General features: G+C 51.0%; 18 protein-coding genes, 1 pseudogene and 1 riboswitch. Of the genes and pseudogenes, 9 read left to right on the forward strand and 10 right to left on the reverse strand.

The window, feature by feature from the left end; all coding sequences use genetic code 11:
• Positions 1 to 271 precede the first annotated feature (271 nt).
• A complete protein-coding gene (locus HRQ87_RS12090; RefSeq protein WP_174138680.1) occupies positions 272 to 688 on the forward strand; it encodes an Imm50 family immunity protein in 417 nt (138 codons plus the stop codon).
• An 11-nt stretch (positions 689 to 699) separates the two neighbouring features.
• On the opposite strand, the gene HRQ87_RS12095 is transcribed toward HRQ87_RS12090, so the two are convergent.
• The 3 genes from HRQ87_RS12095 to HRQ87_RS12105 form a co-directional block, all read right to left on the reverse strand.
• On the reverse strand, positions 700 to 882 hold the full coding sequence (locus tag HRQ87_RS12095; RefSeq protein WP_174138683.1) for a hypothetical protein: 183 nt from the start codon (positions 880 to 882) through the stop codon (positions 700 to 702).
• Positions 860 to 1,216: a hypothetical protein gene (locus HRQ87_RS12100; protein WP_174138685.1), complete on the reverse strand. Its 357-nt coding sequence runs from the start codon at positions 1,214 to 1,216 to the stop codon at positions 860 to 862. Before HRQ87_RS12100 ends, HRQ87_RS12095 begins: the two co-directional genes overlap by 23 nt.
• Positions 1,217 to 1,633: 417 nt before the next feature.
• On the reverse strand, positions 1,634 to 2,074 hold the full coding sequence (locus HRQ87_RS12105) for a potassium channel family protein (protein ID WP_174138687.1): 441 nt from the start codon (positions 2,072 to 2,074) through the stop codon (positions 1,634 to 1,636).
• Positions 2,075 to 2,145: 71 nt separating this feature from the next.
• Between HRQ87_RS12105 and HRQ87_RS12110 the strand changes: the two genes are divergently transcribed.
• Genes HRQ87_RS12110 through gltS form a run of 3 tightly spaced genes read left to right on the forward strand, consistent with a single transcriptional unit; the run spans position 2,146 to position 7,687 of the window.
• On the forward strand, positions 2,146 to 3,393 hold the full coding sequence (locus HRQ87_RS12110) for an efflux RND transporter periplasmic adaptor subunit (protein WP_174138689.1): 1,248 nt from the start codon (positions 2,146 to 2,148) through the stop codon (positions 3,391 to 3,393).
• A gap of 4 nt (positions 3,394 to 3,397) precedes the next feature.
• A complete protein-coding gene (locus HRQ87_RS12115; RefSeq protein ID WP_174138690.1) occupies positions 3,398 to 6,451 on the forward strand; it encodes an efflux RND transporter permease subunit in 3,054 nt (1,017 codons plus the stop codon).
• A 30-nt stretch (positions 6,452 to 6,481) separates the two neighbouring features.
• Positions 6,482 to 7,687, forward strand: coding sequence for a sodium/glutamate symporter (gene gltS, locus HRQ87_RS12120; RefSeq protein WP_174138691.1), 1,206 nt, complete (start codon positions 6,482 to 6,484; stop codon positions 7,685 to 7,687).
• 126 nt (positions 7,688 to 7,813) lie between these two features.
• Here gltS and HRQ87_RS12125 read toward each other — a convergent pair.
• The 5 genes and pseudogenes from HRQ87_RS12125 to HRQ87_RS12145 form a co-directional block, all read right to left on the reverse strand.
• Positions 7,814 to 7,987 (reverse strand): annotated as a pseudogene (locus tag HRQ87_RS12125) (tyrosine-type recombinase/integrase); the annotation flags it as partial.
• A 292-nt stretch (positions 7,988 to 8,279) separates the two neighbouring features.
• The gene (locus HRQ87_RS12130; protein WP_174138693.1) at positions 8,280 to 8,600 is read right to left on the reverse strand and encodes a hypothetical protein; all 321 of its coding nucleotides are present in this window, start codon (positions 8,598 to 8,600) and stop codon (positions 8,280 to 8,282) included.
• Between the two features lie 17 nt (positions 8,601 to 8,617).
• Positions 8,618 to 9,064, reverse strand: coding sequence for a hypothetical protein (locus HRQ87_RS12135; protein WP_174138694.1), 447 nt, complete (start codon positions 9,062 to 9,064; stop codon positions 8,618 to 8,620).
• Entirely contained in the window at positions 9,054 to 10,685 is a 1,632-nt protein-coding gene (locus tag HRQ87_RS12140; protein ID WP_174138696.1) for a hypothetical protein, read from the reverse strand. Before HRQ87_RS12140 ends, HRQ87_RS12135 begins: the two co-directional genes overlap by 11 nt.
• Entirely contained in the window at positions 10,657 to 11,718 is a 1,062-nt protein-coding gene (locus HRQ87_RS12145; protein ID WP_174138697.1) for a DUF4123 domain-containing protein, read from the reverse strand. Before HRQ87_RS12145 ends, HRQ87_RS12140 begins: the two co-directional genes overlap by 29 nt.
• A 613-nt stretch (positions 11,719 to 12,331) precedes the next feature.
• Between HRQ87_RS12145 and HRQ87_RS12150 the strand changes: the two genes are divergently transcribed.
• A complete protein-coding gene (locus HRQ87_RS12150) occupies positions 12,332 to 12,808 on the forward strand; it encodes a hypothetical protein (protein ID WP_174138699.1) in 477 nt (158 codons plus the stop codon).
• A gap of 406 nt (positions 12,809 to 13,214) precedes the next feature.
• Here HRQ87_RS12150 and HRQ87_RS12155 read toward each other — a convergent pair whose 3' ends face one another.
• Complete coding sequence (locus HRQ87_RS12155; RefSeq protein ID WP_174138700.1) at positions 13,215 to 15,395, reverse strand: hypothetical protein; 2,181 nt, start codon at positions 15,393 to 15,395, stop codon at positions 13,215 to 13,217.
• A 129-nt stretch (positions 15,396 to 15,524) separates the two neighbouring features.
• Positions 15,525 to 16,799, reverse strand: coding sequence for an FAD-binding domain-containing protein (locus HRQ87_RS12160; protein ID WP_174138702.1), 1,275 nt, complete (start codon positions 16,797 to 16,799; stop codon positions 15,525 to 15,527).
• Positions 16,800 to 16,897: 98 nt separating this feature from the next.
• Here HRQ87_RS12160 and HRQ87_RS12165 point away from each other — a divergent pair, with 98 nt between their 5' ends.
• From HRQ87_RS12165 to HRQ87_RS12180, 4 genes are all read left to right on the forward strand, one after another.
• A complete protein-coding gene (locus HRQ87_RS12165) occupies positions 16,898 to 17,527 on the forward strand; it encodes an ATP-dependent Clp protease proteolytic subunit (protein ID WP_174138704.1) in 630 nt (209 codons plus the stop codon).
• A 145-nt stretch (positions 17,528 to 17,672) separates the two neighbouring features.
• Positions 17,673 to 18,938 carry an ATP-dependent Clp protease ATP-binding subunit ClpX gene (gene clpX, locus HRQ87_RS12170; protein WP_174138705.1) on the forward strand — a complete coding sequence of 422 codons (1,266 nt, stop codon included), beginning with the start codon at positions 17,673 to 17,675 and terminating at the stop codon, positions 18,936 to 18,938.
• A gap of 7 nt (positions 18,939 to 18,945) precedes the next feature.
• On the forward strand, positions 18,946 to 19,323 hold the full coding sequence (locus tag HRQ87_RS12175; protein WP_174138707.1) for a Rid family hydrolase: 378 nt from the start codon (positions 18,946 to 18,948) through the stop codon (positions 19,321 to 19,323).
• Between the two features lie 105 nt (positions 19,324 to 19,428).
• Positions 19,429 to 19,573, forward strand: a riboswitch (FMN riboswitch).
• Between the two features lie 73 nt (positions 19,574 to 19,646).
• Positions 19,647 to 20,081, forward strand: coding sequence for a 6,7-dimethyl-8-ribityllumazine synthase (locus HRQ87_RS12180; RefSeq protein ID WP_174138709.1), 435 nt, complete (start codon positions 19,647 to 19,649; stop codon positions 20,079 to 20,081).
• The last annotated feature ends 559 nt before the right edge of the window (positions 20,082 to 20,640 follow it).

The raw sequence follows: 20,640 nt of genomic DNA on the forward strand, positions 1-20,640 counted from the left end.
CGAGAATTTCACAACAACCGCGTCAAGTTACTTGCCTGTTTCACATCAACAGCAGGGTGAATTGATCAAAGGTCTAAACTCGGACGGGTAGGTCCGCAGCAAGATCGCCCACAATTGGACTCAGTCAACGATCGCAGCCAGCCCAAACCGGTCATTGGATTTTGTGGCGATTTGGCCGGTCAGCCGGACTTTGCTGCCATCCGCACATACAACGTCGAACAGCTCTTTTGAAACATTGCCAATACTCTACATGTTCGTTTAGTCAGTTGCTATGAAAAGAGAAACTGAAGCCTCAATTTATGACACCATCCCCGGTGGAGTAGAACTTTTGCGTTGGTTCGGATGCGTCCCTGACTTTTATGATGCGGAGATCCTCGATTTTACATTGAGGCGCAACGGCACTTCTACACTGAATATTCACTACTGGAATATGACTAATCAAGTCAAAGATGGCCATTTCGTGTTGGAAAAACATGCGGTTATACACTTCGCTTTTGACGGTATCTTTGACTTGTCGTTGAAGGATTTCAATCAACAAAACGTCATTGAGAAACTCCGAATTGATCGCTTCCCGGACGGTAGCTTGCCTGTTCCATACGAGGTTTCGATATTACCATGCCATGGGTTAGCCGGCCGCATTCGTGCACGAGAACTAACAATTGGCTATACTGCTGGGAAGCCTCAATAGGTGCGCTGAAGTCACCAGCCGGAAGTCGCAAAGCTGACGTTCATGCATTCAGCAGCATCCCGTGCTTTGGGCTCGCTGCCGTCATCTGACAGTTTTAGTCCGTTGACTGGTGCCAGCCCAAACCGGTCATTGGATTTTGTGGCGATTTGGCCGGTCAGCCGGACTTTGCTGTCATTGAGAATCTTTGGCGTCATACACAGAGAATGCGATTGGAATGTTTTCGTAGATGACGTCGATGTCCTGGTCGAGCCAATCGTGGGAGCAATAGACCATCCCGCCAAGCATATCACTTGTTCGCACTACTAAAATCGCTCCGCCCCCAGTCGCCAAGCTAGGGTTTGCGATATGATAGTAGCGAAATACAATGTATTCTTTCCAGTACGTTGCATGGTCTTTGGCGGTTTCGTAGTCGCTCATACCGTGTTCGCAGAGAACGCGATTTGCCACCTGTGTCGCGCTGTCGAGTTTTGCCGCCTGCATGTTTCCGGCAGCAAGAGTTGCGTGCAAAAGTTCTGGTATGCTGGACACCTTGCTACCCTCGAATCGCCGATAGAAGCCTTACAAAACCGTCTTAGCTCGACGCTGTAAAGGTGTAAGACTGGGCTCCCTGCCGTCATCTGACAGTTTTAGTCGGTTGACTGGTGCCAGCCCGAACCAGACATTGGATTTTGCGACGGTTTGGCCGGTCAGCAGACAGAGCTGCCTTGTGCACGTGCGGCTTTAGCTGGCGCAGAAAACCTTCACGGCCGCAGCGTATGATTTTCTGTATTGCGGCAGATTTCACCGAACCGGTCGTTCTAGGCAAGGAGCTTCGACGCCACTCAAGGCACCTGACCTTGCGCCAGATTCGATGCTTCAGATGTAAACAAAAGTGCCGCTCGCGAGCTAACTGAGAGTATCGACTGTTGTCAGAGTCCCGCTTCTGGTTGATGCAGAGATATCGCGTCACTCGTCGCCAAGACTCTCTGGAAGCACTTTCGATAAGACGCCGATCAAAAAGGCCGTGCTAATCCCAAATGTCAGTAGACCGGTGATCGCACAGAACGTTGCGACGATGCGCGCGCCTTCTCCCAAGACGATATCTCCATAGCCAAGTGTGGTGTAGGTAACAGTTGCGAAGTAGAAACTGGTTGGCAAATCTGGCAGGTCTGAGATCAGAATAAAGACCACTGCCCATGTCCAGATTTGAACCGTGTGTGCAGCGACGAGCACACCGATCGTCAGCATCAGGAAGAGGATGATCCGGCGCAGTGGGCGTCTGTCATTCGGGACGATACCAGCAAAGACCTTGAAGACAGGCACGCTCAATGCGACGGCCAAGACGTGGATGATTGCGCTTGTGGCCAGCAGGCCGGAACCCAAGAGGATTTGTTGAAAGCTACTCAATCTCGTACTTTCGGGTTTTCGAATTTTTTTGAGATGCTACACTAAGTTAAGTCGTTTGGGGAGCAGTTTTCATGAAATGGTATTGCAACATTGCGATCGCGGCGGTTGTCAGCGTCGTGTCCTCCACATTGAGTAGTGCGCAAGAGCAGACGATCCGCCCTGCAAAAGTGGCTGAGATCACGGCGACAGACGCCACAATTTCCAGACGATATCCTGCGCTAGTGCTTCCGTCACGCGAGATCGAACTGTCGTTCAAAGTGTCCGGACAGGTGATCGACCTTCCAATCCGCGCCGCGAGCAATGTGGAGGCGGGGGATGTCATCGCTCAGATCGACAAACGCGACTACGAAAACCAGCTTTCTGCCTTGCAAAGTCAGCGCGATCAGGCCGTTGCACAGCTTGACGCCCTAAGGGCCGGTGCGCGTGAAGAAGAGATCGTTGCGTTGGAAGCAGCCGTCGAATCCGCGCAGGCGCAGGTCGACCAGACACGGGAGGCCTTAGCCCGTGTTGAAGAGCTTTTGAGCCGGGGGGTGTCAACCCTCGCGCAAGTTGAAGGCGCGCAGGCAGAGTTTCGGGTGGCCGAAGCCAATTTGCGCGCTCAGCAAGAGCAATTGCGCATTGGCCAGGTAGGCGGACGCCCTGAGGAGATTGCCGCCTCTGAGGCAGCCATTCGCGGGATAGATGCGCAGATTAAGGTGGCGCAAGATGCACTGGCGGACACCACCCTAATTGCGCCTTTTGACGGGATCATCGCGCGCCGGGATATAGAGAACTTTTCGAACGTTCAGGCCGGTCAGAGCATCGTTCTCTTGCAAGGCCTCGGTGTCGTGCATCTGGCCTTTGACATTCCAGGCCCGGACGTCACTGAACTCACGCGAAACGGTCCCGATCAAGTTTCTAATACAGCCTTTTTTGATGCGCTTCCCGGCCAAGAATTTTCAACGGAACTCGTCGAGTTTTCTGTCCAGGCCGACAGCGCCACCCAAACCTATCGCGGGCGCGTGGCGGTTGAAGTGCCCGAAGGGGCGGTGATCCTGCCTGGAATGGTTGCCAACGTGGTCGCGTCAACTGAAGGGGCGGGCATGCAGGTGATTGCGCCACTCTCGGCCATCGCCTCCAAGCCTGATGGCGAACCGTTTGTATGGTTGGTCGATGATAAGGGCGTCGTTTTGGAGCGCGCAGTCGAGTTAGGGGAAGCCAATGGCGCAAGTATCGTCATCACAAACGGCTTGTCCGAGGGAGACGTGGTGGTTGCGGCGGGGGTCAGCGAAATACAGAGTGGCATGACAATCCGCCCGATCCGCGAAGTCGGGAATTGAGCTGATGGATCTCGCCCGTTTCGCGCTGAAAAAGCGGCTGATCTCTTACGTCGTCACTCTGCTCATTCTCTACGCAGGGTATTTCGCTTACACTGTTCTGCCCCGCTTTGAAGACCCCGAATTCGTTATTCGTCAAGCGCAGGTCATTACCCCATATCCGGGCGCATCCGCTGAAGAAGTGTCCGAAGAAGTTACCGAAGTCGTTGAAAATGCGCTGCAACAACTTCAAGGCGTGGACGAAGTGCGGTCGGTTTCGTCGCCTGGTCTCAGCACGGTGACGGTGGAATTCACGATCGCCTCGACGCCGGATTATCCGGAATTGAACCAAAAGTTCTCGCAAATGCGCTCCAAGATACTGGATGCGCAGTCTCAGTTGCCTCCAAATGCACTGCCCAGCCAAGTCTACGACGATTTCGGTGATGTGTATGCGCAATACTACGCGATTGTCGGCGAAGGTTTCACGATCTCAGACCTGTATGAATACGCCAAGGACCTTCAGCGCGAACTTGTCACCGTAGATGGTGTGTCCAAGGTGGTTCTGAACGGGGTACAAGAAGAGGTTATCTATGTTGAGTACTCTCCCGCCCGCTTGATCGAACTGGGTCTCGCGCTGTCGCAAATTCAACAACTTCTGGAAGGACAAAACCTCGTGACCCCCGCGGGATCGATCCAGGCGGGATCGGCGCGACTACTGGTGCGCCCCGAAAGCGCGGTCGGATCTATCGAGGCCATTGAGGCGCTTTTGATTACTAATCCGCAAACGGGCACCTCCTTTCGCTTGGGCGACATCGCGACGGTGGACCGAGGATTAAAGGAACCCGCGACGTCGTTGCTCTACCGGAATGGCCGGCCCGCGATTGGACTTGGCGTGTCAAACACGCAGGGCGGCAATGTCGTGACCATGGCGCAGGCTGTGAACGAACGTATCGCCGCGCTTGAAGGCGACCGGCCCATCGGCATCCAAATCCTGCCCATTTCGGATCAAGGGGCGAGCGTCAAAGCGTCCGTCGACAACTTCGTCGTCAACGTGGCTCTGGCTCTTGCGATTGTTGTCGGCACTTTGCTGGTCTTCATGGGGCTGCGCTCTGGCGTGCTGATGGGGGGCATCTTGCTTGTCACCGTCGCGGGCACGCTTTTTGGCATGTATCTTTATGGCCTCGACATGCAGCGCATTTCTCTTGGTGCGCTGATTATCGCGCTCGGTATGCTGGTCGATAACGCCATCGTTGTTGTCGAAGGAACACTCGTGCGGGTGCAGCGCGGAGAGGATGCCTCAGAGGCCTCGCGCGCCGTCGTGAAGCAGACGATGTGGCCGCTTCTGGGCGGCACGGTCGTGGGCATTCTGGCGTTTTCACCGATCGGGTTTTCCCCGGACAATACCGGCGAATATGCAGGCAGCCTGTTCTGGACCATTGCCATCGCACTTTCGTTTTCGTGGCTCGTTGCAATCTGGCTGACGCCTTATTATTGCACTTTGCTGCTCAAGGCGGGCAAAGAAGGCACTGAGAAACAGGAAAACGCTATCCTGAGTGGCTATCGCCGTTTGCTCGCCCTTGCTATCCGCGTGCGCTGGATCACGGTGGGACTTGTGGTGGCCCTCTTTGCCTCTGCTATCGTAATGTTCAGCGGGGTGCCTGCCGGTTTCTTCCCGTCCTCGACGCGCGCGCAGTTCGTGATCGACTACTTCCTGCCGCAGGGCACGGACATCTCCCGCACCGAAAGCGATATCTTGAAGATCGCCGAGTTCGCACGCGGCCTGGATGGGGTTACCGGGACCAACACCATCGTTGGCGGCGGACATTTGCGCTTTATGCTGATCTACGAATCCGAGAACAGTAATGCAGCCTATGGTCAGGTTCTTGTCGACGTGGAAGACTTCTCGATCATCGATGATTTGCGCACGAATTTGCAGACCCACATTGATGAGACCTACCCTGAATCAAACGCCAAGGTCTGGAAGTTCGTTCTTGGCCCCGGCGGCGGATCGAAGATCGAAGCGCGGTTCTTCGGTCCGGACGCAGCGGTGCTGCGCGATCTGGCCGCGCAAGCCAAAGCCATCATGGCGCAAGCCGGTGCGGTCGCGGTCAAAGACGATTGGCGCGAGCAGATACCAGTGGTTCGACCCGTGATCGACATCGACGATGCGCGCAGGGTCGGGCTGACCCAAGGCGAGATTTCTAATGCGATTTACAGCCATCTGACTGGAACGACCTTGGGCGTCTACCGGGAGGACGACGAGTTGCGCAACGTGGTCATGCGCCCGGTCGAAACGGCGCGCAACGATATTGCCGAGATGCGCAACATTCAGGTCTTCAGCGCAGCAACCGGCAGCTACATCCCCATCAGCCAGGTCGTTGAACGCTTCGACATTGTGTTTGAGGCCGGAAACCTGCGGCGCATCGATCGGGAATTGGCTATCACCGCGCAATCCGACAATGCGCCCGGCGTTCTGTCCGGAGATCTCTTTGAGGCGGTGAAAGGCCCAATTGAAGCCATCGACCTTCCGCCAGGGTATAGCATGGAATGGAAAGGCGAATTCGGGAATAGCGCCGAGGCGAATGCGGGCCTTGCGTCAACCATGCCGATTGGCTTCGGGGCCATGTTCCTTGTCGTTCTGTTCCTCTTCAACGCGTGGCGCCAAACCATCATCATCTGGCTGGTCGTACCCTTTGCGCTGATCGGCGTGATCTACGGCCTTGCCGGCACTCAGACACCGCTGGAATTTATGGCAATTCTAGGCGTTTTGTCGCTGACCGGTATGCTGACTAAGAACGCAATCGTCCTGATCGACGAGATGGACAGTCAGATAGAGGGCGGCAAAGCGCGCATGTCCGCCGTGGTCGATGCGGCTGTCAGCCGCGTGCGACCCGTCTCTCTAGGCGTGTTGACAACAGTCCTCGGCGTCGTACCGCTGCTTTGGGACCCATTCTTCAAATCCCTCGCCGTTGTCATCATCTGCGGCCTCAGCTTTGCGACAATCCTGACATTGATCATCGTCCCGACGCTCTACGCGATCTTCTTCAACGTGAAGCAAGGCGAAGTCGATGCGTCTGCCTGACCTTACCTTCACGAAGCGTGTAGGTAGTACATGACAGAGATCGTCGTCCCTGCATTCATCTCGGTGACGCTTGGTTTTGTGGTCTTCTTTCTGGGCGCGTTTCTAACACGCAAAGTGTCTTTTTTAGGCGACTACAACATCCCTGAGCCGGTGTCCGGAGGCCTCGTGGTTGCCCTTCTGACCTGGTCGTTCTTCGCGTTGACAGGCACACAGATCGCCTTTGATCTGGAAGTGCGCGACTACCTTCTTGTAGTGTTTTTTGCGACTATTGGCTTGAACGCAAAAATTGCAGACTTGTTTCGCGGGGGGCGTTTGCTGGTCCTGCTTCTGGCGCTGACATTGGGCTTCATGGTCCTGCAGAACGTGGTCGGTTTGGCCGTGACTTTCTTTGGGCTGCCCTCCGCAACGTCTGTTCTGGTGGGCTCCGCTTCACTGATCGGTGGACATGGGACCGCCATTGCATGGGGTCCCCAGATTGAGGCGCTGAGCGGCTTCGATGCAGCGCCAGAAATGGGTGTAGCCGCAGCCACACTTGGGCTCATCTTGGCTGCTGTTCTGGGCGGACCGATTGCAAAGCGATTGATAGACCGCAACGGATTACAAAGCGATCAGGACGAGGCACCCATCGTCGGTCTTGAGTTCGATGACGAAGAAAACCCCGAAGACCTGATCAACCACGTCAGCCTGATGCGCGGGATGCTGGCCGTACACGTTGCGATGCTCATCGGGTATTTTCTGCACCTCGCCATTCTCGAAGTGGGTATGAAGCTACCTCTTTTTGTACCCTGCCTGTTGGTGGGCATCGCAATGTCAAACACGATCCCATACCTGTTGCCGCGGATCACTTGGCCTGCCCGCACCAAGTCCCTCGCGGTGATATCTGATTATTGCCTTTCAGTCTTCCTGGCGATGTCTCTGATGAGTTTGCAGCTGTGGACATTGACCGATTTGGGCGGGCCAATCCTGATTGTTCTGGGTCTTCAGGCGGTGATGACGGTTGCCTTCATCATGCTCGTTTTCTTCCGCGTGATGGGCCGGAGTTATCAGGGCGCAGTCCTGAGTGCCGGGTTTGCGGGCTTCACTCTCGGCGCGACACCCACCGCGATTGCAAACATGTCCTCTGTGACCAAACGCTACGGTCCGGCTCCCCTGGCTTTCATCATCTTGCCGCTGGTGTCCGCCTTTTTTGTAGACCTTGCGAATGCGGTAATCATCCAGTTCTTTGTCGGTCTTTAGGCTTCGCATCACCAAAATACTGCTTCTCGGTGAGCGCCAGCGTTCTCCAATGCAACAAAAATGTTGGTTTCGGAGGATTTCGCCGGTTGCGGTTCGGCGAAAGGAATTGCCGCTCGCCAAAATTGTTCAAATGTCGATGCGCTCAGCAATGCTGAGTGCGTCTTCAAACTCGACGCCAAGATACCGCACAGTGCTATCGACTTTCTTGTGATCGAGCAGAAGTTGTACGGCGCGACCATTGCCAGTCTTTCGGTAAATCTCTGTAGCTTTGGTTCGGCGTAGAGAATGAGTGCCGTATCCAAATAGTTGCTGTTAGAAGCGGAGAAGCGGCGTTCGTGTTGACCGGCGCACCTAATGAAGGTGCGCGAAACCATAAATGACAGCTTGGCGTTATTGATTAGAGTTTGCAAAGTCCGCTTCCTGCGCATACCGGACCTTGGTGTAGGTGCAGCATTACCGCCACTGTCAATTCCAGCTCCTAATGGCAGCTTTTTCAGGATCGCGTGGCCCACTTTGTGGCTGCAAAGAACGACTGGTTTCCACCGTGGTACCAGATCATTATGTCCGCTGTGTTGAGTCCGCTAGTGCATTTTCACCACTTTGATATGATATTCAAAACCTTATCCAGTTTTGGCTGTGTGTTTTTAGTAAAAAAGCGAAATGATTTCGTTCTTTTTTCAAGCAGCGTGCTGAACTCATCATAAGTCAATCGCAACTCGCCCATAGGGCTATGGAACTCAATCATACCTGGATATTTGTCGCCGTGTACTTCATTCATTGCATAAGGTAGTAGAATACCAGTTTCTCCTATTACTGTATCGTCACCCAACACAATTTCATCTAGAACCATATTTAAATCATCGACATTCTTAATTTCGTCGAAAAAAACACTTATCCGAATATCATTTACCATCTCCGATATCAGACGGATTAAGTGGTCATACCAGGGTTGGCCTTTTTCCACTTCAGATGCGCAGCTTGCATTTTTTCGATGGTAGCGACTGCTTTATCCAAAGCGGCTTTCGCTTTTTGCTGCTCCTCAGGATACCGAAGAACAAACACACGATAGGCATCTTTCAAGAAAAGGACGAAATCTGGATAGGACATGCGTTCTTCCATGTCGTCTTCCCATTCATACCCGAAACGGACAAAACCATATGCTTCTATAGGATGATCATAATTGGCGTAATCATCGGAAATGATAATGCCAATTGAGAGTTCGACACCATTATGCCCAACACCAATACCTTTCTCAGCACCATCCATGTTGAGGTAATAACAGTACTTATCTCTGAATGTGTTAAATATGTCTGAACTTATCAGAGGATAGGTTTTTTTTGCATATGCTTCGAATTCAGCATCCCTTCTAAAAGTCATAGTAGAAGCTCCTGATTGTGTATGACCCGTTTCCATGACCTGAGATATGGAACCTCATTTTTACTCCTGTATTGGTGTATCCTGATATTGTTTGATAAGAAGAATTTGCTTTAAATACTTGGCCCTGTGCAGCGTTTCGTAACGCTTGCCTGAAATCTCGCATAACTTGAAATGGCCCCCGAACACTCAAGTCAACAACTGTTTTAGGCTGGTTTCTGATGTACTGCCCGCCCAAAGGTGTACCTCCTTGCCCTTGGCTCCCTGCTTGTCGTCGGCCTTGATACGTATTTCTTGATATTCCACGCCATGCGCCTGAGCCACTAGGATGCGTTTCATTCCGAATATGGCGAAGACTACCTGCTGCGGTATCTCTTGTGTATGTCGTTGTGGTGTGCCCACCATAAATTTGACCATTAGCCTTAACACCACCGCCCCTAAAAAAATGGTCCATCGCTTCACGAACCTGAAACTTTGCGCCCTTTAAATTGAGCGTGCGATTGGGTTTGCTTGGTTTTCTACTGCTTAATTTGCTATGGGCATTTGTCGGGCTTCGAGCGGGTAGATTACGTCTTGGATTACTGCCTTTACCGCTTGAAATAAACCGACCACCACCTCGCCCGTTTACACCGCCACTTCCAGACCCGCCTCGGTTTGGACTGGCATGTGCGGCACTGACAAACAGCCCTGAAAATCCAAAATCTTCCCCCGCCGCTTCTGCTTCTTCTGCCTCACGCTCTTCAAAAATTGCGTCGCGTTCGGAAAAGAATGTATAATCGGCGATCATATTCAACAGACCGATGATCCGGCGCCACCATTGAAATTCTTCGGTGTAGGGTGATTGCCAAATGTCCATAACGTTGTCGCCATATACAACACCGTCAGGACCTACGAACACCGCAGGAGCGCGACCTTCAAATGCAAACTCCGCATCTGTGAACATCTGCTCCATACCGTCCAGTAGATGATAATCTGGCGGACGCCCCTGCATCACCAACATCATATCGGCTTCGGCTTTATTACGCGCCGTGAGTGAAATATCTTCATAGACACCCAACGCTGCACGGATAGCTAGATCAAGTTCACCTAGCATGTCCACCAGCGCGACACTTGGTATGTTGTGTGCTCTTGCTGCATTGATCTCATTGATGGCTTGTGCGCCTGCCCGCCAAAGACCGTCATGATCTGTTGGAATATTTAACGGGCCATCGTATTCTGCGGGACTGTCTTCGATGTATAACTGCTCAAAATATTCGTCGCCAAACTCTTCATCCGTCAGATTTCGCGTCACCATGGTATCGGTCCCGAATGCGATATCCACACGTTCTGTGCCGAGCAGCAATGGCAGACGTGTGGGGGTTGTTTGTCCTGCACCGTTCAGCGATGGGTCAATCTCGCCCGCGGCTGGTGAAACAGCATTTGCATCCGTTCCAAGCTGGAAAACAAACCAGGGTTCCCCGGTGATCGGGACGCCATCGAAATCGGTCAGGCTGATTTCGATCCATTCATCGGGACAAACATCACAGGCGTTTTCTTCGCGATCTTCCAAGGTCTGGATATACCAATCAGGCAGAACGCCAAGATAGTCGGTTAAATCATCCGTTATCAGGTAGGATTGTGTCATTTGAAGTATTGATCCGGGTTTTAATCATTTGAAGCAAAGTCGTTGTGCGTTTGAATTGCGATTGTCCTGGGGTCTGCAGAATAGCCTGATCCTCGGACGGTAAGTCTGTTAATGGTTTGCCTATGAGACACGTTATTGCAAGCGCGTTTGCAATCACAGGCTTTGTTTTCAGATCAAAATGATGGAAACTCATTAAATGAGTTCGGGCTATCCACAACAGATCATCATCCGGAATGCTTATTAATTCGGGTGTGTGTCCCCGTAAAATGACAATGGAATCCCGTAAGAAGGTTTCCGTGTAGCGAATATCAAGTTCCAGCACAGGCTGTATGGTTTCTTGCTCTGTATCAGTATCAGGGTTTATCTGAAAAATATGGACAGTATTATCTTTAATTGTAATCAAACGTGCGACGTCTTCGGCGGATCGTACATGAAATAGCTGTTTTGTACGTTCACTTGAATATTGAATACCTTCAAGATGATATTTCAAAACCCTTGGATCATAAAACCTTTGATAATATAGTTTCCCGTTTTCATCTTGCAGGCGTGTAAACTTCCTGAAGTGCTTCCAAAGCTGATCCAAAGTAGCTAGGGATCGAATATAGATCCCCGGCTCTTTGTCCCATAGATACCATGGCACATCGTTTTCATGAGTAAAGAGGTGCCGGGTGAAGGCATTGCCCTCTTCCAGCTTCACGATCCAAGGCGCGACAGATCTCAGGTTATCCTCGGCTTGCCCCTTGAATAGGCAGCGATGCTCCAGCTCTGACATGGCCAGCAGCTCTGGCAGGTTGGTAACTTTGGCTGCATCAAGAATGGCGTAGGTTTGCAGATGCGGAACATCTTCCAGGGTGTCGCCCAAGGCAATTGGGTTGACGTCACTCGGATCAAGGTGGCCGAAAAACAGATCATAAAGTGCGGTTGGAACAGTTTTCTTGTCATCAACGCCAAACTGATCGTCCAGCGGTGTAATCCCACTGATTGTCTCGACAATCAGAACAGGTGGTTCAGCCTGTACTCCTGACTTTTCCATCAGGTCCCATTGATTGAAGTTGGTTCCATTACGGTCATTCATCGTGAACTGATACCAAATTTTCGGAAATACAGAGCAATGAAAAACGCATGAAAATAGAATCCTTAACAAAACAATCTTGTATAAATTTTAGGCCACAAAGCAAATCTGTTCCACATGAAACCAACCACAGGATGATTGCTGGCGTAAAACTTACCCTGCTTGGTAGTGATGGATAGAAATTGGAGCATGCATTTCCTCAATGAAATCTCGACTTGGAAACAGCCTTTTTGCTTGGTCTCTAGGAGGCATAGCGCGCGATACCCACGGTCATTGTATACGTACTTGGGAAGATTCTTCCTCGTCATTCCTACATCCTCAAATCCGTATCGAGGAAGTCGTTCATCTGCTCAGCATCTATCATACCTGCATCGATATGACGCTCTCAAAGATTACATAGTGGTATAAAGTGTGGTACTATAACATAATATCCGTAATTTTTATATTTATTACAATTTTTTAATTAATTTATATTGCGGACTGTCGCTCCGCCATTAAAAATTGTTTTTAAAGATAAAATAGCGTTTTTTATACATTATCTGCCAGCGTAATACGTCGTATTGGAACTGTCGCCGTGAAGATCATCCAAAATTCGCCGGAACGGCTTGTCATCGCCGAAGACGTTACACAGGCGCTTGGTATCACGACGATCTGCATTGCGCTTTTGTTCGTTGCCGTTGGCGGAAGTATCGCCGCTGACCAAGATTCGATCGTTGGATTCGTTATGGGCGCCCCCTTTGTTCTTCTGGGCTTTGGTTATGCATATGGTTGGATCCGGAGGACGCGTTTGGTCTTCGACGGTTCAAGCCGTACGTTCGAACTACATGTACGCCATCTCTTCGGGGCTCGCCGCACTATATATCCCTTGACTACGTCCACGCGCGCCGAAGTCCAGGTCACGCATCTGGCTGAACAAGGCTCCGACGCCCATACACCTGTGCTGCTACTGGGCGATGACACGGATAGTGAGGTGATTTTGCTTACAGGTCCGCATCCCGATAGCGCTGCGAAGGAGATCGTCAGTCTTGTGAATGGCTGGTTACAACGATGAGACCGCAAAATTGTTGGCCGACACGGAAGCGAAAGTAACAGATATTCACTATCAAAGATGATCCCGGAGCTGACTTGCGGAAGCTTATGGATTTACCTGAGACACTCGCTGCATCAGGCCCCAAAGGCCGCAGAGGGGACATTCCAGACTTTGACGCTTTCTTTAGTAACGGCTGCTTCCAGAATTTGGTGGTCCAACCGTCCAATCCGATCTCGAACGCGAGGTCGCGGAACTGCGGAAAGCTCTGAAGACGAATTAGAGCTTCTTTCTGTTACCTTGATCAAAACGGACAACCATCATGTCATTTAAGAGATACGCCGTTTCCATTCCAACTTGCTGGGAAGGGGCGGTGTCAGATCACATCGAGACTAATTCAAATCAGTATTAGAGTGATGTCTGAAAAAGATTATTTTCTAAAGTGATAATCGGATTCTTTCAATTTTCGCCCCAGAATTTTCCTGTAACCTTCTATATAGTCCCAGGACCAATCCATAGCTTCTTTGAATTCTCTATAATTAGCGCCTTTGGTGCGTCCCGTGAAAATATTCATCACATTGTTGGCGCGATGTTCAGACATCAATTCATGTATTGCATAATTCTTTTGATAGCCAAGCAACTTGTTTTTGTATGCAAAAGATCGCGGTGAACTTTGTGATAAAGTCATCAATGTCCAATTATAAAATGCCTCTTTGTATCCCAGATATGTGACCCATGCCTTAAACTGTACCGCATGATCCAGTTCATGGACTGCGGACATCATTTGACGATATGAATTGGTTGTGTGCAGTTCATCTTGAAAAGAAATGATGATCCGAGTTTTGGCATTTTCGGTTATCTGAAAATATGCGGGAGCATTTTTACCTTTATAAAGTTCATGACCCTTTGGAGCATATACAACTTCGTCTACGTATTTCCACAGATCCACACCGCAGTGTTTTGCGGCGCGCTCCAGTAGTTTTGTCGCGGATTGGGTGCTGTTGATCTTCAAAGGCCCAAGGTTTTTCATCATGAAGCGTGCTTCCAGAAAAGCATCCCTGGCCGTATGCAGACGCAAAAGCACCCTAAGATTGCTATCGATTGCGCCCATGAAGAACTTGCCGAACTTATCAACGTCGAATATCGCGCCCAGACCGGATCGCAGCGCGTTATAGCCAATTTTGCGGCCTTTGCTGAGTGTCCAGTTTGTAACCCGCATTGTGGCAAGGCGTGCATCTGTCAGAATACCCGTATTCACTCGGGGATACAGGTTGGGCACCCCGGCAATATTTCTGGCAACTCTGTTGCTGTAAGTGATTGCTGCAGTGCCACCCATGCTAAGCGCAAACTGTGTCATAAGCCAACCATCGTCGACCTCCGCCGCGAAAGCCTTGCCGCCGAAATCTTCAGCGACAGAGTGAATGACATCGCCAATCAGACCTGTTTTCCAGTCAGTTGACGCAGGTGAGTTGAACATATTCACACCCTGGCTGAAAACTTCAAAGCCAGTCAGGGTCAGTGCATATCCGCCAACTGCGCCACCACCGCCAGTTTGCATGCTTGTTCCAAGGATGCATGACACACCTGCGAATATTTCTGCAGCACCGCCCAACATCGTCAACGAACCCGTTAGTTTGCGATCAAGCCAATGGCGAAAAAATTCTTCATCCTTATCGGCGTTTTCGGCAAGCTCCCCACCTTGCCGAACCATCCAATCACCCATCACTTCGTAAAGCCGATCAGCCCCATCGTTGTTCGTTGCCAGATAGGTAATTTCACCGTCGTCCCCAAAATCCCGATAGTCTTTGCGCCTGTCGATGATGGGAAAAATATAGATGGCCATACGTTCGTCATCGATGCGCCAGCGGCCAAAATCTTCGGTTCGCAATTCAAAAGGCGTCAGCGCCGGAAGCGCATTTGCCTTGCGCTCGCGCAGAAGGGCTTCCTTGCTTTTGGCTGTAAAAGGGCGATCATTTCTGGGGATCTTTGACATCTCAAGCGCATCAATTTTCCTGTCAAAGGCAATTTCCCGTTCCATGTTGGGATCGTATTTGCGTTTTACGCGATCAATGCGTGTGTCCTGATCTTGCGTCGGCTCATCGGCAGGCTTGTTGGTTTTGGGTGGCTGCTTTGGGTCGTATTTGATTATCTTCGGGGATGGGATGTTATCCCGCTTCACAGTGGCTTGCAGTCTTTCATCTGCGTAATCGCCATTAACCTTTTCCTTAAATCTTTTTCTTTCTTCCGGCGTAAGATGTTCATCTGTGAAAATCAGGTCATACCCAGATTGTAATAAGGCCAACAAAATCGCAGCTCGTTTGGGGTATTTTGCGGCAAAAGTATCCACCAAGCCGTCTTTCGTAAGCTGCACGTGATCAAAAATGGGGGGCAGAATATCAATGCTGTTCGGCAGGCTGTCGACATCTGTAATTCCGAACATTTCATCCAGTTCAGTCGCGCCTTTTTTAAATGGCACGATAATGCCAGTTCCGCCACAAGATCCGCCAAAATCGCATGTTTCTTCTGTGTAATAGAGATGTTCCTTATTTTCATTTTCAGCCAAAAGAGCGGTGATCTGGCTGGGACTTGGCACATGTTTTGACGATTGCATTCAAGAAAATCCGACACTTATCAATTTTGGTCATTTAAACGTCGGAATAGGCTTTGCGCATCTGGATATTTTCAGCAGAGCGGTATTCCGCTGGTACCAAAAAGTATTGATTCAAGGGCGCGGGTTTACTCAAGCCACCCCTACCCCCTTCATTGTGCCAACCAGTTTCGGGATCTTGTCTTTGAATTTGAAAAATCCGTGGGTGGCGTGGGGCCAGCACGTGGCGTCATAGGGGCGCAAGGCGCGGGTCAGGGTGATGTTTTCCTTTGCAAATACACTTACAGCTTCGGTCAGCGTATCGGCGGCTGGACCGACAGGCGCATAAGCCGTGACGATCTGATCCAGATTATGACTTCGCGCCCAATCCACCAGTGCTGCAACATCGGTCAGCGTGGCAGTATCGCCAATTTTATCTGCATGGCGCGACACAGTGTCCTGTGCGGCGGCCTGCGTAAACTTGGTTACATGGGGTGATACAGACAAGGGTGATCGCCCTGTCACCGCCACCATCACCGCACTTGCCACAGGGCGCTTTGACTGCAGCATAAATCCGGGGCTCAGATCCTCTTCTGTCAGCAAAATCCCTGTCGCATCTGTCATGGTCCATGGGTCCAATACAGGGGCTGCCATGGGCGTGGGGTGAGCGGGGCCCGACAGCGGCGGCGCATCGGTCGCCAATCCCGTTGGTTGAAACCGCCCTTCGGTGTATTTGGCAATATTATCCGGACGCGCAAGATAGGTTTTGCCCTTGGTCTGCAATCCGGCCACCCAACGCCAGCTTAGTGTGTTTGATGCCGGATCCCCATCCAACAAATGCCGCATAAAGAAATCCGCACCCAATTCCCATGGCAACCGCAGCGTAAATATCCAGATCGACGCAAACCACATCCGTGCATGGTTGTGCATATATCCTGTATTCACAAGCTGTTGCGCCCAATGGTTAAAGCAGTCGATGTCCGTTTCACCTTTGCAAGCCGCTTCCCATCTATCCCGCAAACCGGATTCAGTCTGCACATGGTTCAGCGCCCCCTGAACGCCCCGCTGATAGTCCACCCACACCTGCGGACGCATCTCAAGCCAGCCTTTCCAATAAGTTCGCCAGAACACTTCCTGCACAAATTTCTGGGCACTGCTTAACGAAAAGCGCCCCAGCACAGCCTGCAACACCTCTTGCTCGGTGATCAGACGATGCCGGATATAGGGGGACAATGTCGACACATGCGGATGACCCGCCAGATCATAGTTTCGCCCCGACGCGTAATCTTTGCCCGCCTTGGGAACAAAAGCAGACAATGCTTGTAACGCAGCGGTTCGGGTCGGGGGAAATTCAATCGGCAAACCAGGGTATCCTTTTGCAAGGGCCAATACCCTAGATGCAGCAACACAGGTTTCAAGTCCCAGCATTTTTCCCGGTTGCCCTTGCGGCCCCCATTGACCAGAACTAAGACTCCGTTAGCACTTCGTGTGTAATGAGTGCGCAACAGCAGCCGAGGCAGAGTGATATGAAAGATCCAATCGATACATATATGAACACATTGGTCCCCATGGTCGTCGAACAGACCAGCCGCGGTGAACGGGCCTATGACATCTTTTCGCGCTTGCTGAAGGAACGCATTATTTTCCTGAATGGCCCCGTGCATGACGGTATGTCATCGCTGATCGTGGCCCAGCTTTTGCACCTTGAGGCGGAAAACCCGTCTAAGGAAATCTCTATGTATATCAACAGCCCAGGCGGCGTTGTGACCAGTGGTCTGTCTATCTATGACACGATGCAGTATATCAGACCAAAGGTCAGCACACTGGTGATCGGTCAGGCCGCATCAATGGGATCGCTTTTGCTGACTGCCGGTGAAAAAGGTATGCGCTTTTCCCTGCCCAACAGCCGTATCATGGTGCACCAACCATCAGGCGGATATCAGGGTCAGGCGACAGACATCATGATTCACGCCGAAGAAACACTTAAGTTGAAACGCCGTCTGAACGAGATTTACGTCAGACACACAGGCCAGACCTTGAAAAAGGTCGAATTGGCCCTTGAAAGGGACAACTTTATGTCCCCAGAAGAAGCGAAAGAATGGGGCTTGATCGATGAAATCGTCGAGAACCGCGAAAAAGGTGACGATGCTTCGTAATAAAAGGTGAATGCGCCGTTGTAATTACGGCACATTTTCAAGTTGTAGATGGGTTTGGGCTGCCCTAAGCTGATGGCTAGGGTGGACCAAACGGGTCAGTAATCGGATAGTTGGTGAGGGCAAAGCGCCCCAAAGGACAAGTGTTATGGCGAACAACTCTGGTGGCGACGGTAAAAACACCTTGTATTGCAGCTTTTGCGGCAAAAGCCAGCATGAGGTGCGCAAACTGATCGCAGGTCCGACCGTTTTTATTTGTGACGAGTGTGTCGAACTTTGTATGGACATTATTCGCGAAGAGACAAAGACAGCTGGCCTGAAAGCCGCTGACGGTGTCCCCACCCCGAAAGAGATTTGCGAAGTTCTGGATGATTACGTGATCGGCCAAATGCACGCCAAACGTGTGCTGTCCGTGGCTGTCCATAACCATTACAAGCGTCTGAACCATGCCTCGAAATCCGGTGATATCGAACTGGCGAAATCAAACATTATGCTGATTGGCCCCACAGGCTGCGGTAAAACGCTGCTGGCACAGACCCTGGCCCGCATTCTGGATGTGCCGTTCACCATGGCCGACGCCACAACCCTGACCGAAGCCGGTTACGTGGGCGAAGATGTCGAAAATATCATTTTGAAGTTGCTTCAAGCCAGCGAATATAACGTCGAACGCGCCCAACGCGGCATCGTCTATATTGACGAGGTCGACAAGATCACCCGCAAATCCGACAATCCGTCGATCACCCGTGACGTATCGGGCGAAGGCGTGCAGCAAGCCCTGCTGAAAATCATGGAAGGCACCGTTGCCAGCGTCCCCCCGCAGGGCGGCCGCAAGCATCCACAACAGGAATTTCTGCAGGTGGATACAACGAACATCCTTTTCATCTGCGGCGGCGCATTTGCCGGTCTGGACAAGATCATCGCAGCACGCGGCAAAGGCTCTGCTATGGGCTTTGGCGCCGATGTGCGCGACAATGACGATCGCGGCGTGGGTGAACTGTTTGGGGAACTTGAACCCGAAGATCTGCTAAAATTCGGCTTGATCCCGGAATTCGTGGGCCGCCTGCCCGTTATTGCCACCCTGGAAGATCTTGACGAAGACGCGCTGGTGACCATTCTGACCCGGCCAAAGAACGCGCTGGTCAAGCAATACCAGCGTCTGTTTGAACTGGAAGATGTCGCCCTGACCTTTACCGAGGACTCTTTGTCGGCGATTGCAAAACGCGCAATCGAACGCAAAACCGGTGCACGTGGTCTGCGGTCCATCATGGAAGATATCCTGCTGGATACCATGTTTGATTTGCCCGGCATGGACAGCGTCAGCGAAGTTGTCGTCAACGAAGAGGCCGTTAAAACAGATGCAGCACCTTTGATGATCCACGCTGATCGCAAGGAAGAACCCGCCACTGCAGGGTAATCCCACAGTGACGACACGGCGAATTTCATCCGGCTCAACCTTTGAAGACAGCATCGGGTATTCCCGGGCTGTCGTCACAGATGGCTGGGTCTTTGTGTCCGGCACGACAGGCTATGACTATGCCACCATGTCGATGCCCGCAGATATCGAAACGCAATGCCGCAACACGCTGGACAACATCCAAAAGGCGCTGAACGACGCGGGCTGCAGCCTGGATAACGTCGTTCGCGTTCGTTATATCGTGCCCGATCCAACAGAATGGCCAAACTGCTGGCCGATTGTGTCACAAGCCTTTGCAACGGCCCGTCCAGCCGCCACAATGATCGCCGCAGCCCTTCAAAACCCGGATATGAAGATCGAGATTGAAGTCACCGCCAAGATTTAAACCAAACAGCAAGCTGGTATCACGTTAATGCGGAAATAACTGTTGTGCGGACGAACCCAGTCTTCATTGTTCACTTGCCAAAATAGTTAATCGGTGATGTTTTGTGAGCATTCTCAGGGCGGGGTGAAATTCCCCACCGGCGGTAAGCAACATCAATTGTAAGCCCGCGAGCGCCTTCTTTTTGAAGGGTCAAGCAGATCAGGTGTAATTCCTGAGCCGACGGTTAAAGTCCGGATGAAAGAGAATATGCACCCGCTTCACATCCTGTGGAGTGGCTAGCATGTGATCGCCTTGGGTGAAGTGTCACGATAAAGGAGATGACTATGACACACACCCGATACGCCTTCATCAAAGCAAGATGGCATGCCGATATTGTCGATCAAGCATTAATAGGTTTTAAGCAAATAATTCCCTCCAATCAGATAGATGTCTTTGACGTTCCAGGCGCTTTTGAACTTCCGCTTCTTGCGCGTCGATTGGCCAAAAGTGGACAATATGATGCGATTGCGGCGGCGGCTTTTGTTGTCGATGGGGGGATATATCGACATGATTTTGTGGCACAGGCTGTTGTAAATGGACTAATGCAAGCCGGATTGGAGGCTGATGTTCCAATTCTATCCGTATCTCTGACGCCTCACAATTTTCATGACACAGAGCATCATACCAGCATTTACCGCCAACATTTCGTTTTAAAAGGACGTGAAGCAGGTGAAGCAGCACTTGCATTTGCGAAGACGCTAAGAAGTTTGGCGGCCTAGACTGAGTGCAGCGGTATCTTAAAGCCGCTGCACTTAATCATTGGTGATCGTTAACAGGTCGGATCAGACTTTATTGCCGGTTCAGCACATCCGCCCTGAAGAAACATCCGATATTGCGTTTTTTCGTATCGATAACTGAAATGGAAGATCGGTGAAATTCAGGAAATCGCTTTAGAAAATGAATTGCATATATACCGTGAAAATCATTTGGCGGTGCATGATGTGATAAGCGACTTTACAGATTTTACAGATACATCTGTGGCATGAAAATTTAAAATATGACAAAGTCGAATTTCGATTTTGTTCAAGGAATCCAAATTTGAAAATTAGAACAAAAATTTTTCTAGGTCTCGTTGTGATAACATGCCTGGGGACAGTTTTTGTCAGCAGTCAGAAAACATCAAAACCATTTTGCGAGATTTATCAGGATGGTGTTTGGGCAACAAATGGGTCGTATTGCATTACAAACCTTTGCTATTACGAAGGTGATTGTGGGGTTCGGGCATTCCCAGCGGCTTATTGTGATCAACTACAGATCGGTGATCACATTGGGGAAGTT

The sequence above is a fragment of the Parasulfitobacter algicola genome (genome assembly GCF_013315265.1).
Classification (GTDB): Bacteria; Pseudomonadota; Alphaproteobacteria; order Rhodobacterales; family Rhodobacteraceae; genus Parasulfitobacter; species Parasulfitobacter algicola.

Coding starts and splice junctions, on each gene's coding strand:
- HRQ87_RS12160 (WP_174138702.1), bottom strand. CDS start 16,799: ATGCTGGGACTTGAAACCTGTGTTGCTGCATCTAGGGTATTGGCCCTT.
- HRQ87_RS12110 (WP_174138689.1), top strand. CDS start 2,146: ATGAAATGGTATTGCAACATTGCGATCGCGGCGGTTGTCAGCGTCGTG.
- HRQ87_RS12145 (WP_174138697.1), bottom strand. CDS start 11,718: ATGGAAAAGTCAGGAGTACAGGCTGAACCACCTGTTCTGATTGTCGAG.
- clpX (WP_174138705.1), top strand. CDS start 17,673: ATGGCGAACAACTCTGGTGGCGACGGTAAAAACACCTTGTATTGCAGC.
- HRQ87_RS12130 (WP_174138693.1), bottom strand. CDS start 8,600: ATGGTAAATGATATTCGGATAAGTGTTTTTTTCGACGAAATTAAGAAT.
- HRQ87_RS12155 (WP_174138700.1), bottom strand. CDS start 15,395: ATGCAATCGTCAAAACATGTGCCAAGTCCCAGCCAGATCACCGCTCTT.
- HRQ87_RS12090 (WP_174138680.1), top strand. CDS start 272: ATGAAAAGAGAAACTGAAGCCTCAATTTATGACACCATCCCCGGTGGA.
- HRQ87_RS12180 (WP_174138709.1), top strand. CDS start 19,647: ATGACACACACCCGATACGCCTTCATCAAAGCAAGATGGCATGCCGAT.
- HRQ87_RS12135 (WP_174138694.1), bottom strand. CDS start 9,064: ATGACTTTTAGAAGGGATGCTGAATTCGAAGCATATGCAAAAAAAACC.
- HRQ87_RS12115 (WP_174138690.1), top strand. CDS start 3,398: ATGGATCTCGCCCGTTTCGCGCTGAAAAAGCGGCTGATCTCTTACGTC.
- HRQ87_RS12165 (WP_174138704.1), top strand. CDS start 16,898: ATGAAAGATCCAATCGATACATATATGAACACATTGGTCCCCATGGTC.
- HRQ87_RS12095 (WP_174138683.1), bottom strand. CDS start 882: ATGACGCCAAAGATTCTCAATGACAGCAAAGTCCGGCTGACCGGCCAA.
- HRQ87_RS12140 (WP_174138696.1), bottom strand. CDS start 10,685: ATGACACAATCCTACCTGATAACGGATGATTTAACCGACTATCTTGGC.
- gltS (WP_174138691.1), top strand. CDS start 6,482: ATGACAGAGATCGTCGTCCCTGCATTCATCTCGGTGACGCTTGGTTTT.